Here is a 14,497-nt window from a genome sequence, read left to right as displayed (position 1 = left end):
CAACCTGCAAAACCGTCCAGCGCCTTCAACTGGCAAACATCCAGGTGACAACGAGCAGCAACAGAACGGTCTTGATAACGAAGTGGATCAACGCTTTGGTGCGGACTTTTTCGTTGCTCCAGCCCTGGTAAACATCAATCCAGGCCCAAACCGCCCAGACGAACAGCGTCGCCAGCAACCCGCCGATGCAGATCAGCGACAGGATGTTAGCTTCAACGCCGCCGCTGGCCGCATTGAAGGCCTGTTCCTGGGCGCCGGTCATGGCCATCAGGGACGCTCCCGTCGGTAATTACCCGCCACGGATCCGCCATCACGTGGTTGTGCACGAGAGGGCTCCAGGTAACGGTCGATACCGGCATTGATGGTGTTGAGATCAGAGGTGGCGCGGCGATAGTCGAAAAAGAAACGACCACGCTCAGCGGGGTCGGCCTGAACGGCCGCAACCCGAGCGCGCTCCAGCGCCGCCTGAACCTGGATCAACATGCGCTGGGCAGAGGCCAGTTCATCTCTTTCGGCGGCACAGGCAGGCAATGTGGTGAGGAATGACAACCCCAGCAAGCAGCCGGCACCCACTCCTCGGGTAACGATGGGAATACGCATGCAAGCACTCCTTGGTGATTTAGGGTGCTCTCAGGGTGCGGGATACAAGGGGTCAGGTCAGCGGATAACTCTTTATGGATTTTTGATAATTTATGTTCAGTGTGAAAGGAATACGCAGGACCGGAAACCTTGATCCTAAAAACCGGTTTTGCAATATTGACTTCATACTAAAGGAGAGGGTATTCATGAATGTCTACAAAGTTGAGCTGAAATCACAAGCGTACTATCCCATTGGTATTACAGATTACGAGAAGCGAACCGCTCGCAGACCTCCCTGGTATAAAACCAGCGATAATGGTACTCCCCAATATTTTGCCATCTGCCCGGCGTGTAACAATCCAATACAAATCATTGGGTTTTACAAAAAACTGGCCAATACGCCAAACCCTTACGGTAAACACTTCAGTCGTCCCATTCCTGGCGTAGGGATCTATGATCAGGATGCTTATGAGTGGTGTCCCTATTCGAAGAAAAATACGGGGGATCAAGCAGAGCGCCCCAAAAGGGAAAAGGGGTATCTCGTAGAGCAAATTCTTGGCTTGCTTATTCACCACTTTGACAAAGTCGTCTATTTCATCAGTAAAGACACAGGCGTCTCCATCAATGAAAAAATTGCCAGAAATATGTTACTGCAATTTCGAGATGAAGAAGGTTGGTTGTATGCACGAGCCACATTGATGAATGCACCATGGGCTTTTTTATATATGACTGATAATCAAGACATCATGTATACAAAAATCCTTGATAGACACCTTGCTGCAACCTTATGTGAGCAGTATCCAGACTACCTGGCGATAAACGAATGGGGGCAGTTGAGAAAACATCCAGACTGCAAAGAGTACATACACGTCGGCATGTATCAAACAAAACACGCTCACCATGTTCAGGATAATGAACTCACTGAAAGCATAGAGTGCGTGTTTACATTTAAGCAGGGTTATGCGCCAGCCCAGGAAATTTGCCGCAAAAAAATCACCTTCGATTACAGGTACTTTGCGAATATTATCAACTTTGCCAACTGGGAGGTGACTGAGCGCAACCAAAAACTCCTCACCCTGGCCAACGACATTCTGGGGCCACTGCTCCGCTAGTTCAGTTGACGATACCTTGTCTGCAGAAGCTGCCACCATTCCAGAGGCAGAGCGGGAACCTCACCTTCTTGCTCTGCAAAGCGCAAGCACGACAACACTGTCTCGAGCGTCATAATAAAATGATGATGCTCATCCCTCATCACAAAATGTATGTCATGGACATCTTTATTCGGTGAGCATGCTTGCTCTACCTCAGCGCTATTTTTATCTACAACGTTTTTTGCATTTTTTGCCATCGTTACTTGCCCCTGTTCATATCAAGAATGCCCAGAGTGGGAAAATATATCCGCCAGGTCAGCATGAAATTCTTTATGGTTTTATAAAGTTTTTTATTCCTTCATTTCATACATTCCAGATCAACTGACGCGTCGCTACGCGACTTGCCTGCTGACGGCAGCGCACAAAAGCCAGTTTTGTACGCCGCCGTCCAGCCCGGTTTGGACTTACAAATATTTTTTAAAGCTGGCCGTAGTCACCGTCACCGCAATTCCGAGCAAAATAGCCGCCGGCAACAACAGCAGATTAGGGTATACCGCCGTTGGCCAGGACAGATACAACATGCACGGGATGTACACGGCCGGTTTTACCATCCGCTTTGCATGATGGTAGACAAAGCTCGATTCATAGCCAGCGCCATAACGCCGAACATCACGCCGCCCCAGGCCTTCCGTCAGCGCAACCAGCACCACTAGGATAAACAGCGGGATAGACAACACCAGAATAGTTACCCGCACCAGGGTGATGACGGTGACATAGACCGTCGCCATCAGGTATTCCTTAAGCATACTGGCCAACCAACCACTCCAGCTGTTCAGCTCCCGGGCTATGGCATTCTGGCTATGTGTTTGCGTCTCGTACGCCTGCTGTATCCAGTTCAGAAACCCGCTGTCCACAAACACCCACTGATAAGCCCCCATGATCCAGTGAGTGACCGTTATCGAGGGATCCGTGAGCAGCAAGCTGCGGGTAAACTCCGAAGAGAGGTAACCCAGCTCGGTATTCATCACCGCTTCACTGTGCGACGCGCCCAGCTCTGGCCAGAAGAATGCCATCCCGACACATTCAATCACCAGGCTTACAAACAGGGACGCGAAAAACATTCCGACCAGCATCCAGGGCCAGCCCCACAACAGGTTATAAAGCAGCCCGTGTTTGCGGGACTCTGCCGCCTGCCGCGGCTGAGTATTATCCGCCTGCGCCATTTAACCCTCCTTGCACGGCCACATCCGGCATCACGGTGCTTGCTGACCACCATGACTCGCTGGTGCGGTAGTTCCGCTGCATCTCCTCGGCAATTTTCTGCAGATTCGCCGGCATCATGGCATCATCGCCATCCCCGCTTGGCAGCGGCATGCGGATTTTCCACAGCTGGCCACCTTCGAGCAACGCGAACGCCTGCCCTTTTGGCAGGTTAATCACGTCCGCCTCTTTCAATAAAGGGACCTTGACGTTACCGACACGATCCTGGGTACTGGACGTGAAGTCTTGCCCTTTCTCAACGTCTGCCGTGTCGGCATGCCCGGACACCAGGGTTTTGGTGTAGACATCCACTTCCGGCAGTTGTGAGGTCAGCAACTGCGCGGTGCGGTTCTCTCGTACCCGCAGCATGATGAGGGTGTTGAAGTTACCCGTGACCTGCGCAGCCTTGGCCGAGCTGCCGATACGCGCCTCGATGTCGGATTCGGTCTGCGTGTAGGCCGTCACCTGCATGCCGGCACCACCGCCCTTGTTGATCAAAGGGATGAACTCATCACCCATCAACTCGTTGAACTCATCACAATGCAGATTGATCGGCAGCTTGCCGTCGGCTCGGGTCGGCAGTCCACCGTGCATGCCATGCTTATAGATATGACCGGCAACAGAGACCAGGTCAGCGAACATGCTGTTGCCCACCGCTGACGCCACGACACCATCTGACAGCGCATCAAGCCCGATATAGACAATCCCCCGTTTACGAATAACCTGCTCCCAGTCAAACACCGGCCGCGGATCGCTCATGTCCATATAATCTGGCGCCAGCAGCTCCGCTGTCTTACCGGTGGTGAGTTTTTCCAGCAGCGGCAGCAGAGAGGCGACGATTTTGTCGAAATAGGTCCTGTCATAACGAACCGCACTGCGTAGCCCATCCAGGATCGGGTCGTACAGCTGCTTGCCTGCGTCCGAACTCAGGGCCATTTCAACTGCGAATATTTTGACCGCGTTCGGTTGCCCCTGCATATTGCGTGGCACATCCTCTTCGGTCAGCACCTGCAGGTTATTGTCGATTTGCTGCTGCAGCGTCGGCATCCTTTCTTCAATGACCTTTTTTGCATAGGTCTCGTACAGCTCGCTGATGTTGTTCACATAACGAGTAATGAGGGTGTAATCGGGGCGCTGCCCCAACGCCACCAGGGCACGAGCGACGATATTCACAAAGCGCCAGGCAAACTCACGGAACGCAGCACTGTTGCCCTCGCCACTCAGCTGACCGGCGATACGTCCCGCGACTTCGGAGACACGCTCGAAGCGGCCGACAGCGTTATAACGCGCCGAGATATCCGGCCACCCAAGGTGGAAGATATACAACTCATCCCCGCGGCCGGCACGGTATGCCTCGGCCCACACCCGGCGCAGCAGGTCGGCATCCCCTTTCGGGTCAAACACAATGGTGATATCACCGCGGCGGATATCCTGGGTGATCAGCAGCTCCGCCAGACGCGTTTTGCCGACACGGGTGGTGCCCAACACCAGGCTGTGGCCAACGCGTTCCCCTAAGGCCATTGAGACATCGAGCTCGTCGGGTTCAATGCCATGAATCGCCGGATTGCCGCCCACCGGCGGCAATGGTCGTACAGGATTAAGTGGTGAGTCCTTGCGCAGCAGCTTCGACAGCCAGGGCATGCTGTACTCGGTCTGCAGCTCAAGGCGACGGGCCACCTGGTAAGCTCTGGTGGGCTGGACATACTTCTCCACTTCCGGCCGGCGCGTGTCCATCAGACGCTGGGTATGTTTTTGCTGCCAACGAAATCCCTTGCCCAGGAACAGCCGTTGCCGACTCACGGGGATTTGAGCGCTGGTCATAACATACCGCGGCAGTCGGCGCAGGTTACGCCGATAACGGATCACTTGCATGCCTTGTCTGGCACGTATGGCAGACAACACCGCAAAGCTACCAGCGGTGACATAACTCACCTGGGGGGCCAGCGCCACCGACCAGGGCGCCACCGCACAAACCACCGCCGCGCCCCCGGCCACAATAGCCGTATTGAGTTCCACTGCAGGGCGCAGCAACGCCTCCATCACATGCCGGTTACTCATGCTCCCTCCTCACCTGGGGACAACAGGCGCTTCCACCAGGATCCTTCTCAAGTGTGGCACCCGGCTTCAGGTACCGGATTTCAAGCTGACGACGTAATTGCTCAGCGTCCCGGGCATGACGCAGGACAAATCGCTGCTCCCCATCATTGCCGTTCGTATCATCCAGCGTCACCGTCACTTCCGTGTACCAGGAGTCCACTTTCCAGCCAAGAGTATCATCACGGGAAACTGGCTCCCGGCAGGCTAACAGTGCCAGATACACGCCCTGCGAACGCAATACCGACACCATCGCTGACAGGGCTTCACACGCTGCCATAAAGGTATGGTCGACCTGATACTGACTCAGGGAGACATTGTGCAGCTGCGTCACGCCATACCCCTGCAGATGGAAATAAAAACGCGCCAGGTAACTGCGATGATTCCCATCTGCGCTAACATACCAGTCCAGGCCATCCAGGCTGACAAAGCACATCCCCTGATGGGATTGAGTGGCTTCGGTGTAAAAATCCGGATTGCTTTCAATCAGCGGGATGTTGATATCCATGCGCTTGCCCCGATGCAGCAGGTCTAACCAGCTCATCCCGGCATACTGCGGGTGGTCGGTACCCACGATACGGAACACATTAATGCTCCCCCGATCAGTCCAGTAATGGCGGGTGATAAAATCTTCGGCCTGCCGATATCTTACGTGGCTCCAGGGCTCAATCTGCGTATCGGCCCAGGCCGGTTTGTTTGCTAACACACGCTCAATAAAAGGCTTGTCATTCATGACACTCCCCCTTCAGAGACATTGGTTATACTCCGTTTGAATTCCGTATTTCCGGATAAAAAAGACAACCACTGCGCATTACCGGCAAGCAACGCCAGCAGTTTCCGGCCACTGACCAGGTGAACGTGGGGATAGTTCTGTAGCAATTCCCGGCTTAACTGGCCGGTACGGCCGGTATGAATGAAAAAACCCTGGCAGTGATGATGCCGCAACAGCGCACCAAAACTCTTGATATGGGAAGGTGTGATAGCCCGACCGTAACGCTTGGCCTGGATGAGATATTTTTGGTCGCCGATGATAACCTGACCGTCCAGACCACCGTCACCGCTGTAAGCGCTGTTGCGGATAATCGCATACCCCTGACGCTCAAACGCAAGAAGCAGCAGTTCTTCGAAGACGTAGGGATTGATTTTACGCAGGTACATCAGGCGCTGACCATCGCCACTCAGTTGAGGTAACCGCTGCAGAACGTGGGCGGCCATCTCACGATAACGCCGGTGGCGCCGTGCGGAGACCGACTCACGGCCACGCAGGTTGAGCATGACCATCACCACAATAAACAACCCTGTCAACAGGACGGCCAGCACCGGATCCGCCATCAGTGCGGTACCGACATGCTGCGGGGACATCATGGCGTGACCTGCTGGGATAAACCGGTATCGGTGATGAGTACCGGGTAGTTCGACAACTGCAATCGGCGCGCCAGCTCACGACCGGAAGCCGGTGCGATCGGCACACCGGGTGCCAGCGCCTGCAGAGACTGCAGGGCTGGCAGATTGTGGACATTCACAACCAGGCCTGCAGCATGTCGCGACCTGAGCCCTTCAGCATTTGTCTGCAGCCAGCTGCGACTGGCATCGTCATCGCCCACAATAAACAGGGCACCAATCCCCGACAGCTGGAGCGGTCTGTCCGCAACTTCTCCGGGTGTCAGTTCTGGTGTAGACACTGGCAACATACTGGCCTGAGCGTCGACAACACCGGGTTGGCCGGACGGTGATGCTGGCGTCTCACCCCGGGCGTTAATACCCTCAAAATACGGGGAGGCGTCCTCGCCGCCAACATCGGCGAGCACGTTCAGATTGGCCAGCGCCGTAGATGTCACCAGACACAGACCGAACAGCAGAAAATTAACGTTCTTCATAATGTCCCCCTTCCCGTTCAACATAGGATCCGGAGTCGGATATCCGCGCCTTATCGCCCTGATTGCTCAGGTCATCAGCAAATGACAGCGCTTCTTCGCTTGCAGCGGTCCAGTGCCGCTGTGCTTCGTAATCGAGATGAGTGCTGTTGCCAGACCAGGATTTGAAAGCTGCCGCCAACTTTTCTACACCTCTGACTTCCACCTGCCGAATGAGTTGCGGTGCTTTTTCCAGCCCTGTCAGCAGAATTGCGATAACCTCAGGATTAGCCACATGCAGCCAGCCCACAGTGATCCTTCGGCCTTCCGACTGCTGCCACGTCGTCAGCGCTGCCGGCAATTGCTCTTTCAGGTCTTCCAGTTGCTTATCGATCATTAGCTTATTGACTCCTAGGCTCAACCCACGTCAGCGCGACGGTTTGCGTCGCTGCCGGCGTCGGGTTCGGTGTATGGCAGGAGATCATCGGCGTCGCCTGGTTATCGCTGCCATTGAGACGCGCCAGCTTGGTTCTCACGATGGATTTATAACGGGCAGCGGGGGCACCGCCGGACGGGTGGTGATAACAACCTGCCGCCGCCAGCCAGCTGCCTGGATTGCGGTTGTAGCACTCTCGCAGGATGACCGCCGCGGCGTTCAGGTTCGTGTAGGGTTCGAAGGCTTCCCAGGTCGACGTGAAGTGATGGCCGTTCCAGCCCAGGTTGACCTGGGCAATACCGACATCGATGCGCTTGCGCGGGTATTTCTTCAGAAAGCCCTGCAGCGCCTCCCAGGCCTGCAGTCGGGTGGCATAACGGTAGCCTTTGCCGGCCACGTTAATCGTCCACGGCCACGGACGTTCAACATCCGGCGCCGGGCCGGCGCCGCGGGTCATCGAAATAATGCTTTTCGGTGACATCGAGGTTTCCGTCAAGGCTACAGAGTAGAGGGATTCCGGCGGCACACCGTGGCGCATCGCCACTTCACGATAGCCTTGCGGCACGTCCTGCGCGGCAGCGGCATGCGCAAACAACAACGTGGCCTGCAACAGGCCAGCGGTCAAAACGCGGCGATAGTCCATCCGTTTTTCCCCTGTTGCAGCACGACCGGCATCAGACCGTTGCCGAATTTCATCCAGCGGCCGCCATCGTGATTGAGTGTGATTTGACGAGCCCGGACCTTGTCTACCGGGATATGATGTGCTTTCGCCCAGCTACGCAGCACGTCGTCATCCCCTTTGCTGTCGACCAGGTAAATGTCGACCGGACGGTTGTCAGCCAGCACCGCCGCCAGACGCGCATCGCACTGGCCGCAGTCCTTGCCCTTCACGAACAGCGCCAGACGCCCACCGGTGTCATGCGCGATACCAGCCGCATTCCCCATGTTGACTGGCAGTACGCCAAGCCGCTGCCAGGCTGCATCGACTTCGCGCTGAAACTTCAGCTCTTTTTCGGTACGGGCAAACTCCTGGCGGACCCACTGCTCCGCGTACTTCTTGCGCTCGGCATCGCTTTTAGCCTCGATGCCAAGCGTCGTCAGCGGATCGAGTCCCGGAGACTGTGTCCCGCGTGGCCCGTCCATCAGTTGCTCGTAACGCTGGTACTCTTCACCGCTCAGCCCCCACTGCTTGCCTTGCTCGGCCAGCTTGTTGGTCTGACTTTGCTGCAGCTGGCTCAGGGCAGACTGACTGCTCTCAATGTCCGTCTGCTGTGCCGCCTGTGATAAGGGACTCAGTAGTACCAGGGCAAACAGGCTGTATTTCATTTTCATCGGATGCTCCTTATTGCGCGCTGACGGTCTGAAGGTGGCCACTAACACGGAAAGTCGCCTGGCCATGACCAGCACGAACCAACGTCCAGCCCGCGACGGACTCTCCTTCTCCAATCAGCCGGACTTGTGACAGGTCACTGAATCCCTGCGGCGCCACGGCCGCAAAGGCCGCTGTCCCACGCTGTTCCACCCCAGTCAGTACGAATGGCACTTTACGTGACACACGGCGTACCGCTTTACGCGGGGCAGAGTTAATTGGCGTAGGTTTGTGCTTTGGGGTGGTTTTTGCCGTTGCCGACGATCCGGCCGGAACGGAGACAGAAGGTTTGCCGGCAGGGGCGGTGTTTTCTGCCGGTGCTGTTGCCGCTGACTTTTTCAGCGTCTCCAGGCTGTCTTTGAGTGCATTGAGTTCAACCTGCTGCACCTGCAGCTGCTGCTCAAGCTTTTCGGGCAGCCTGTTAGTGACCCGGAGTCCCGTAATCTCGTCGCTGAGTGAGGTCTGGCGTGCAGTCAGGGCTTTCAGCTTTTTGGCATGTGCCTGCACCATGTCGGCCATGGAGGTCATGTCATCCTGAGGCGCGAAGGCTTTTTGCGCCTTCTCCAGCTGGGCAATGCGCTGATCCACATGCCTGACCGCACCGGCACCAACCATGCCGATAATCAGTACCGTTACCGCCCCGCCCGTCACCAGCCAAAAAGCCTTGCTGCACAGCAACCCTTTTTTAGCCGGCGTAATGGGCGCCATCTCTTCGTTATGTTCTGTCATTCTTTCAGCCCCCCTCCGGTTGAAGACACAGGTTTAACCACCGGCGGTGCCATCGTGCCTGCCGGTATGGTGGCCGGCGCTGTGTGATATTCTCGCGGCGTTGGCGGCAGCTGAGAGGCCGGTAACTGGTAACCATCCCGCAGGCTGTGGCAGACAACGCGTTGCACATCGTCAACTTCAAGTTGCCATGCAGGTCCCGCCAGTACCTGTAGCGCGGTGCGCAGGCGCATCGGCCCCAGTTGGTACTGCACCGCCGGCAGTGCCTGGCGATACAACACACCGTTGGCTGGCCCGGTTGCACACAGGGTGTAACCAGACTGGCGCAGTGCGTAACGCAGCGCATCGGCGACGGTCGGTTTAACGGAAGCTGGAATACGGATATCGATGATTTGAGAAAGCGGGTCGCGCTGGATGGTCGCTGGATCGGTGCTGACCAGCAGATATCGGTCATAGCGCACTACTTCCGGCGCCTGCCCATAAGCATCCGAGGAAACAGGCTGGACATTGCGGGTGACGGTGACAGACGGCGTGACAGGGGAAATGTCACGCTGCTGCAGAGGCTGCTGCGTAGCGCACCCGGTCAGTATCAGTGCTGCCAGGGAAGAGGCGAGAATTATTTTTTTCATCCGGAAGGTTTCCTGTTCAGTGACAATTGACAGGTGTCACTGTGCGGTTACCGTCCGGGACGCTCAATTAACAACTCTTTATTGCTATGCAAAAAAAAACGCCAACCCGAAGGTCAGCGTTTAGTGTCAGATAACGAGGAACCACATCAGGATAATGAAGGTGTACGAGCAATGCCTTTCGCTCCCATCAACAACCCTTCCGTACTTAAGTCCTCATCCAGATCTGGCCAGTGTATACCCATTCCAGCCCCGCAGAGTTCCCAGTTTGCCCGTTGCGCCGGCGTACCAGCCGCAAGTCGGGGATACCAGGCTAACGGTGCTGAAATAGTTCGGCCATCCATCAAATCAACCGACAAACGGTCATCATCAATGCGGACATTCATTACACGCAGATCATTTTCATGGCGTAAAGTAAGCATCCCAGGCCTCCTGTAAAAGTGTCCGATGTTCAGTCACCAGACGCTGCAGTATACGCAGTTCATGTGATGCAAACCCCACACTACGCGCAATACCGACATCATGTAACCATATTTTAGCCGTTGCATTGCCCTTATCAATATGGACATGCGCCGGTTCATTAGGTTCATGACTGTAAAAGTAAAAGCGAAAACCACCTACCCTAAGAATTGTCGGCATAATGTCACCCGACGATCACAAAGCGTAAACGGCTGATTTTGCGATACCATAACCAAACCCAAGGAACGGTATGTCATCGTCAAAATCCATCGGTGGTTCATTCCCACCAGACTGGGCCTGAGGTTGATGCTGTTGAGGTGGAGTGCCGCTGTGGGTTGGCTGTTGAGGCTGGCCCCAGTGGCTCTGGCCGCGTTGACCAGAAGTATTCTCCTGAGAACGACCACCCAGCATTTGCATTGACCCATCGACATTGACCACCACTTCAGTGGAGTAACGGTCAACACCGTCCGAGTCAGTCCACTTGCGTGTCCGCAGTTGCCCCTCGATATAGACCTGCGATCCTTTACGCAGATATTCACCGGCTATTTCAGCAATCTTTCCGAACAACACCACACGATGCCACTCGGTCTTCTCTTTCTGTTCACCAGATTGTTTATCACGCCAGCTCTCAGAGGTCGCGAGTGACAATGAAGCCACAGCACCACCGGAAGGCATGTAACGGACTTCTGGATCCTGGCCCAGGTGACCGACGAGAATAACTTTGTTTACGCCGCGAGACGCCATAATCGAATCCTCATAAATGGGAAAGGGTAAACGCCCCGGGAAGGGGCGAGAGCGGGCGTTATCAGAAGGAGTTTTCAGCGTAGCTAGGCTGCGCGTAACCCTGCTGAGGCAGCTGGGAGTGGGATTTTTCAGCTTGGTACACCTTATCCTGACCGATTTTGATCCAATCGATACGGATAATACGGGCTTTCATGCTGACACGCTGTTCACCGGCATGTTCGCCGCCGTTGAGCGTGAAGATGTCCGTTTTAAGATTGCTGAGCACAAAACCTAAAAGGACTTTTTTGTCTTCGTCACAGGCTTTCTGGCAACGATTAATCAGGCTGCTTGCTTCTTTACCTGAAACGGTACAATCGAAACGCGTATAGCTGGCGTTATCAGTAGGACCGGACAGGGCATTCACAACACAGCTGATAAAGGTGCCGTTAGGACCGTTAACCTGACGAACATTACTGAGATACCCCATGCCATTAATGGTCAGGTTGAAGTATTCAGTGTTTTTGGTGGCATTTTGTTGAGCTTGGTTAGACATGATGTTTTCTCCATGGAGTGTAGATTCGGTGACGGAGAAATACACCTTCCCTGACGGGAAAAGTGTTTCCCGTCGGGAGTCTGCAAAGTCGTACGCAAGTGCAGACTGTCTGAATTGTGAAATGAACCTTCATCACCGTTCAGTGATCCCTGTTCTCAAAGGTTAAACAGGGTTACCGCCACAGGGGCTTCCTCTTTCAGGCTACGAGGCTATTGGCAGTCACCCGAAGGCGTTTCTCACAGACCGCTGAAACTTTGGCTGGCACTCACCCGAAGGCGCTTCTCACAGAGTGCTGAAGCATTGGCTGGTCGTCCAAAGACAACGAGTAAGCCTGTTCATTTTTCATGCACGTGATGTGAGTGTCAACCGTAATGATCATTTTTGCGAGCCAGAAATTAAAAACGACGTTGATCCGAAAATCAACGCCGCGGGGTCAGTACCTTAACCTGATGAATAATCTGTCTAACTCCGGGGAGAACCTAGTGTCCCGGCGCGTTTTTCACGGAGTTGCATGCGCCTTGTCAGTCAACCTGAGTGTGGGGGTCACTGACCGAACTGAAGCAGAAAAAAACCATGGAAGAATTTTCCCACCACCGCAGTTACGGGGTACCTCTGCATTCTGCACGAAAGCCAGATAACCTTAGCAAATCTTTCTGAGATTAACATCAGACAATCTCTTACTCTGATTTGGTTGTTTTATTTTTAAACTGGGATTTCCCCTTAAACCGCTTACCCTTACGTCCAACTTTTGCATCAATGTTGATGATGCCCTGGCAAGTTGGGTAGTTGCTGCAGCCCCAGAAGGCCCCTCTACCTTTCTTGCCTGCACGTCGGCGCATCGTCCCACCGCATGTCGGGCACGGTGGTGAAGGTGGCGCAGTGAACTTCACCGCCTGCGTCTTCCCTTTCTCCACCAGGTGCCCGGTCCACTGTGCCTGGCGGCTCATGAACGTATCGAGTGTCATCTGCCCCTGGGCTATCTCGTCCAGCGCCTGCTCCCAGAGCGCTGTCATGCCCGGGTTCGTCAGTGCCGTCGGCAATGCATCAATCAGCTCACCGGCGATGGGCGTCGACAGCAAAAATTTACCCTTCTTCTCCAGAAAGCCCCGTTTAAACAACGTTTCCAGAATACCGGCCCGGGTCGCCTCCGTCCCCAGTCCGGCGTTCTCCTTGAGCACTTTCTTCAGCTGTGGATCGCTGACAAACGCCGCCGCGTTCTTCATTGCCGCTATCAGCGTGCCATCAGTAAAATGGCTCGGCGGCCTGGTCTGCAGCGTTTTAAGCTCCGCGCTGGCAACGATGCAAGATTGCCCTTTTTCCAGAGCCGGCAAGCGAGCCTCCTCCGAATCATCATCTTTCTTCTTATCGTCGTGTTCCTCCCGCTGAAACAGCGCTTTCCAGCCGGCGATCACTTCCACCTTACCGCGCGTGCGGAACAGCTGGCCACCGACATTGAACATCGCTTCCGTCACATCAACCTCATGCAGCGGCAGGAACTGCGCCAGGTAGTGCTGCCGTATCAACTGATAGACCTTGAGTTCATCCGCTGACAACTTGCTCAAATCGAATGGCTGCTTGGTGGGGATAATGCCATGGTGCGCCGTGATTTTTTTGTCATTCCAGATACGGGAGACAAAACCGGTATCCAGCGAGGCAATCACCGCATCTTGTGCCGGGTCCGTTCGGGTAATGGCATTAAGCACATCCGGAATTTCAGCCTGCATTGAGGTTGGCAGGTAGCCGCAGTCTGTCCGCGGATAAGTCGTTGCCTTGTGGGTCTCGTACAATGACTGAGCGATACTCAAAACCTGATTGGCGCCCATCCCCCATTTGCGTGAGCAGGCCTGCTGCAGTGAACCGAGATCAAACGCCAGGGGCGCCGACTCCTTATTGCGCTCGGTACTGACATCCAGCACCACCGCTTGCCCGGTTTGCTGACAGAGCTGCACCATCGACTGCGCAACGCTCTGGTGAATACAGCGCTTTTCTTCGTCACAGTAATTGGCCGCCGGTACCCAGTTGGCCGGGAAACTGATACCGTTCTTTTGCAGAGAGGCCTGGACCTGCCAGTAAGGCTTTGAGACGAAATTAGCGATTTCACGGTCGCGGTTGACGACCAGCGCCAGCGCCGGCGTCTGAACGCGGCCAATTGATAACACCTCGCCATATCCCTGTTCCCGCGCCTTCAACGTATAAAGCCGGGTCAGGTTCATACCGGTCAGCCAGTCCGCGCGCGCGCGGGCTAACCCTGCTTCATAGAGCGGGGCAGTCTTGCTGCCCGGCAATTTGTTGGCCAGAGCCTGGCGAATACTGGTTTCATCGAGCGCCGAAAGCCAGAGCCGTTCAACCGGTCCGGTAAACTGGCAATATTCCAGCAGCTCGCGTGCTATCACCTCCCCTTCCCGGTCGGCGTCAGTCGCGATCACGACTGAATCGACCTGTTTGAGCAGACCACGGATAACGGCAAACTGGTCAGCCGTGTCCTTTTTGACCTCCATTTTCCACTGCGACGGGACAATGGGCAGCACCGACTCACGCCAGGGACTTCCATACTGTTCACCATAGGTTTCGGGTTGAACTTGCTCCAGCAGGTGTCCGATAGCCCAGGTAACAATCACTCCTGCCCCGGTCAGGTAACCCTGCTTGCGTTGGTTGGCACCCAGAACGGCACCAATGTCTTTTCCCTGGGACGGTTTTTCGCAAAGGTAAAGTTGCATTGAGACGCCTC

19 protein-coding genes are annotated in these 14,497 nt (G+C 55.1%); 1 reads left to right on the top strand and 18 read right to left on the bottom strand.

Annotated elements, in window-relative coordinates; genetic code table 11:
• Positions 1 to 25: 25 nt before the first annotated feature.
• Positions 26 to 268 carry a TIGR03758 family integrating conjugative element protein gene (locus tag OGY62_RS14790; protein WP_064290594.1) on the bottom strand — a complete coding sequence of 81 codons (243 nt, stop codon included), beginning with the start codon at positions 266 to 268 and terminating at the stop codon, positions 26 to 28.
• Complete coding sequence (locus tag OGY62_RS14785) at positions 268 to 600, bottom strand: integrative conjugative element protein, RAQPRD family (protein ID WP_064290593.1); 333 nt, start codon at positions 598 to 600, stop codon at positions 268 to 270. The genes OGY62_RS14790 and OGY62_RS14785 overlap by 1 nt, the downstream gene beginning before the upstream one ends.
• Positions 601 to 785: 185 nt before the next feature.
• Here OGY62_RS14785 and OGY62_RS14780 point away from each other — a divergent pair, with 185 nt between their 5' ends.
• Entirely contained in the window at positions 786 to 1,691 is a 906-nt protein-coding gene (locus OGY62_RS14780; RefSeq protein WP_286460190.1) for a hypothetical protein, read from the top strand.
• On the opposite strand, the gene OGY62_RS14775 is transcribed toward OGY62_RS14780, so the two are convergent.
• The 16 genes from OGY62_RS14775 to OGY62_RS14700 all read right to left on the bottom strand — a co-directional run bounded on the left by OGY62_RS14775 (position 1,688) and on the right by OGY62_RS14700 (position 14,486).
• Positions 1,688 to 1,927 carry a hypothetical protein gene (locus tag OGY62_RS14775; RefSeq protein ID WP_286460188.1) on the bottom strand — a complete coding sequence of 80 codons (240 nt, stop codon included), beginning with the start codon at positions 1,925 to 1,927 and terminating at the stop codon, positions 1,688 to 1,690. The genes OGY62_RS14780 and OGY62_RS14775 overlap by 4 nt on opposite strands.
• Positions 1,928 to 2,134: 207 nt before the next feature.
• Positions 2,135 to 2,893, bottom strand: coding sequence for a TIGR03747 family integrating conjugative element membrane protein (locus OGY62_RS14770; protein WP_286460186.1), 759 nt, complete (start codon positions 2,891 to 2,893; stop codon positions 2,135 to 2,137).
• On the bottom strand, positions 2,877 to 4,988 hold the full coding sequence (gene traD / locus OGY62_RS14765) for a type IV conjugative transfer system coupling protein TraD (protein WP_286460185.1): 2,112 nt from the start codon (positions 4,986 to 4,988) through the stop codon (positions 2,877 to 2,879). The genes OGY62_RS14770 and traD overlap by 17 nt, the downstream gene beginning before the upstream one ends.
• A complete protein-coding gene (locus OGY62_RS14760; RefSeq protein ID WP_286460184.1) occupies positions 4,981 to 5,757 on the bottom strand; it encodes a hypothetical protein in 777 nt (258 codons plus the stop codon). The genes traD and OGY62_RS14760 overlap by 8 nt, the downstream gene beginning before the upstream one ends.
• Positions 5,754 to 6,389 (bottom strand): restriction endonuclease, encoded by a 636-nt coding sequence (locus tag OGY62_RS14755; protein ID WP_286460183.1) that lies wholly within the window; start codon positions 6,387 to 6,389, stop codon positions 5,754 to 5,756. The genes OGY62_RS14760 and OGY62_RS14755 overlap by 4 nt, the downstream gene beginning before the upstream one ends.
• The gene (locus OGY62_RS14750) at positions 6,386 to 6,901 is read right to left on the bottom strand and encodes an integrating conjugative element protein (RefSeq protein WP_286460182.1); all 516 of its coding nucleotides are present in this window, start codon (positions 6,899 to 6,901) and stop codon (positions 6,386 to 6,388) included. Before OGY62_RS14750 ends, OGY62_RS14755 begins: the two co-directional genes overlap by 4 nt.
• Positions 6,888 to 7,274 (bottom strand): hypothetical protein, encoded by a 387-nt coding sequence (locus tag OGY62_RS14745; RefSeq protein ID WP_064290587.1) that lies wholly within the window; start codon positions 7,272 to 7,274, stop codon positions 6,888 to 6,890. Before OGY62_RS14745 ends, OGY62_RS14750 begins: the two co-directional genes overlap by 14 nt.
• 4 nt (positions 7,275 to 7,278) lie before the next feature.
• Complete coding sequence (locus tag OGY62_RS14740; RefSeq protein WP_064290586.1) at positions 7,279 to 7,956, bottom strand: transglycosylase SLT domain-containing protein; 678 nt, start codon at positions 7,954 to 7,956, stop codon at positions 7,279 to 7,281.
• Positions 7,935 to 8,645: a TIGR03759 family integrating conjugative element protein gene (locus tag OGY62_RS14735; RefSeq protein WP_064290585.1), complete on the bottom strand. Its 711-nt coding sequence runs from the start codon at positions 8,643 to 8,645 to the stop codon at positions 7,935 to 7,937. Before OGY62_RS14735 ends, OGY62_RS14740 begins: the two co-directional genes overlap by 22 nt.
• A gap of 10 nt (positions 8,646 to 8,655) precedes the next feature.
• Positions 8,656 to 9,411 (bottom strand): hypothetical protein, encoded by a 756-nt coding sequence (locus OGY62_RS14730; protein WP_064290584.1) that lies wholly within the window; start codon positions 9,409 to 9,411, stop codon positions 8,656 to 8,658.
• A complete protein-coding gene (gene pilL2 / locus OGY62_RS14725; protein ID WP_064290583.1) occupies positions 9,408 to 10,037 on the bottom strand; it encodes a PFGI-1 class ICE element type IV pilus protein PilL2 in 630 nt (209 codons plus the stop codon). The genes OGY62_RS14730 and pilL2 overlap by 4 nt, the downstream gene beginning before the upstream one ends.
• A 146-nt stretch (positions 10,038 to 10,183) precedes the next feature.
• Positions 10,184 to 10,456 (bottom strand): DUF2442 domain-containing protein, encoded by a 273-nt coding sequence (locus OGY62_RS14720; RefSeq protein WP_074188570.1) that lies wholly within the window; start codon positions 10,454 to 10,456, stop codon positions 10,184 to 10,186.
• Complete coding sequence (locus OGY62_RS14715; protein ID WP_074188569.1) at positions 10,437 to 10,673, bottom strand: DUF4160 domain-containing protein; 237 nt, start codon at positions 10,671 to 10,673, stop codon at positions 10,437 to 10,439. Before OGY62_RS14715 ends, OGY62_RS14720 begins: the two co-directional genes overlap by 20 nt.
• Positions 10,674 to 10,688: 15 nt before the next feature.
• On the bottom strand, positions 10,689 to 11,237 hold the full coding sequence (locus tag OGY62_RS14710) for a single-stranded DNA-binding protein (protein ID WP_064290582.1): 549 nt from the start codon (positions 11,235 to 11,237) through the stop codon (positions 10,689 to 10,691).
• Between the two features lie 61 nt (positions 11,238 to 11,298).
• A complete protein-coding gene (locus OGY62_RS14705) occupies positions 11,299 to 11,769 on the bottom strand; it encodes an STY4534 family ICE replication protein (RefSeq protein ID WP_286460178.1) in 471 nt (156 codons plus the stop codon).
• Positions 11,770 to 12,446: 677 nt separating this feature from the next.
• Positions 12,447 to 14,486, bottom strand: coding sequence for a DNA topoisomerase III (locus OGY62_RS14700; protein WP_286460176.1), 2,040 nt, complete (start codon positions 14,484 to 14,486; stop codon positions 12,447 to 12,449).
• Positions 14,487 to 14,497 lie beyond the last annotated feature (11 nt).

Origin of the sequence: Citrobacter sp. CK198 (assembly GCF_030333295.1) — a bacterium.
Taxonomy (GTDB): Bacteria; Pseudomonadota; Gammaproteobacteria; order Enterobacterales; family Enterobacteriaceae; genus Citrobacter_B; species Citrobacter_B koseri.
The sequence above is the reverse complement of the archived record's forward strand: the minus strand, read 5'-3'. Positions and strand labels throughout refer to the sequence as shown.

Bases quoted from the DNA above. Each gene is read 5' to 3' on its own strand.
- OGY62_RS14790 (WP_064290594.1), bottom strand. From the start codon at position 268: ATGGCCATGACCGGCGCCCAGGAACAGGCCTTCAATGCGGCCAGCGGC.
- OGY62_RS14785 (WP_064290593.1), bottom strand. From the start codon at position 600: ATGCGTATTCCCATCGTTACCCGAGGAGTGGGTGCCGGCTGCTTGCTG.
- OGY62_RS14780 (WP_286460190.1), top strand. From the start codon at position 786: ATGAATGTCTACAAAGTTGAGCTGAAATCACAAGCGTACTATCCCATT.
- OGY62_RS14775 (WP_286460188.1), bottom strand. From the start codon at position 1,927: ATGGCAAAAAATGCAAAAAACGTTGTAGATAAAAATAGCGCTGAGGTA.
- OGY62_RS14770 (WP_286460186.1), bottom strand. From the start codon at position 2,893: ATGGCGCAGGCGGATAATACTCAGCCGCGGCAGGCGGCAGAGTCCCGC.
- traD (WP_286460185.1), bottom strand. From the start codon at position 4,988: ATGAGTAACCGGCATGTGATGGAGGCGTTGCTGCGCCCTGCAGTGGAA.
- OGY62_RS14760 (WP_286460184.1), bottom strand. From the start codon at position 5,757: ATGAATGACAAGCCTTTTATTGAGCGTGTGTTAGCAAACAAACCGGCC.
- OGY62_RS14755 (WP_286460183.1), bottom strand. From the start codon at position 6,389: ATGATGTCCCCGCAGCATGTCGGTACCGCACTGATGGCGGATCCGGTG.
- OGY62_RS14750 (WP_286460182.1), bottom strand. From the start codon at position 6,901: ATGAAGAACGTTAATTTTCTGCTGTTCGGTCTGTGTCTGGTGACATCT.
- OGY62_RS14745 (WP_064290587.1), bottom strand. From the start codon at position 7,274: ATGATCGATAAGCAACTGGAAGACCTGAAAGAGCAATTGCCGGCAGCG.
- OGY62_RS14740 (WP_064290586.1), bottom strand. From the start codon at position 7,956: ATGGACTATCGCCGCGTTTTGACCGCTGGCCTGTTGCAGGCCACGTTG.
- OGY62_RS14735 (WP_064290585.1), bottom strand. From the start codon at position 8,645: ATGAAAATGAAATACAGCCTGTTTGCCCTGGTACTACTGAGTCCCTTA.
- OGY62_RS14730 (WP_064290584.1), bottom strand. From the start codon at position 9,411: ATGACAGAACATAACGAAGAGATGGCGCCCATTACGCCGGCTAAAAAA.
- pilL2 (WP_064290583.1), bottom strand. From the start codon at position 10,037: ATGAAAAAAATAATTCTCGCCTCTTCCCTGGCAGCACTGATACTGACC.
- OGY62_RS14720 (WP_074188570.1), bottom strand. From the start codon at position 10,456: ATGCTTACTTTACGCCATGAAAATGATCTGCGTGTAATGAATGTCCGC.
- OGY62_RS14715 (WP_074188569.1), bottom strand. From the start codon at position 10,673: ATGCCGACAATTCTTAGGGTAGGTGGTTTTCGCTTTTACTTTTACAGT.
- OGY62_RS14710 (WP_064290582.1), bottom strand. From the start codon at position 11,237: ATGGCGTCTCGCGGCGTAAACAAAGTTATTCTCGTCGGTCACCTGGGC.
- OGY62_RS14705 (WP_286460178.1), bottom strand. From the start codon at position 11,769: ATGTCTAACCAAGCTCAACAAAATGCCACCAAAAACACTGAATACTTC.
- OGY62_RS14700 (WP_286460176.1), bottom strand. From the start codon at position 14,486: ATGCAACTTTACCTTTGCGAAAAACCGTCCCAGGGAAAAGACATTGGT.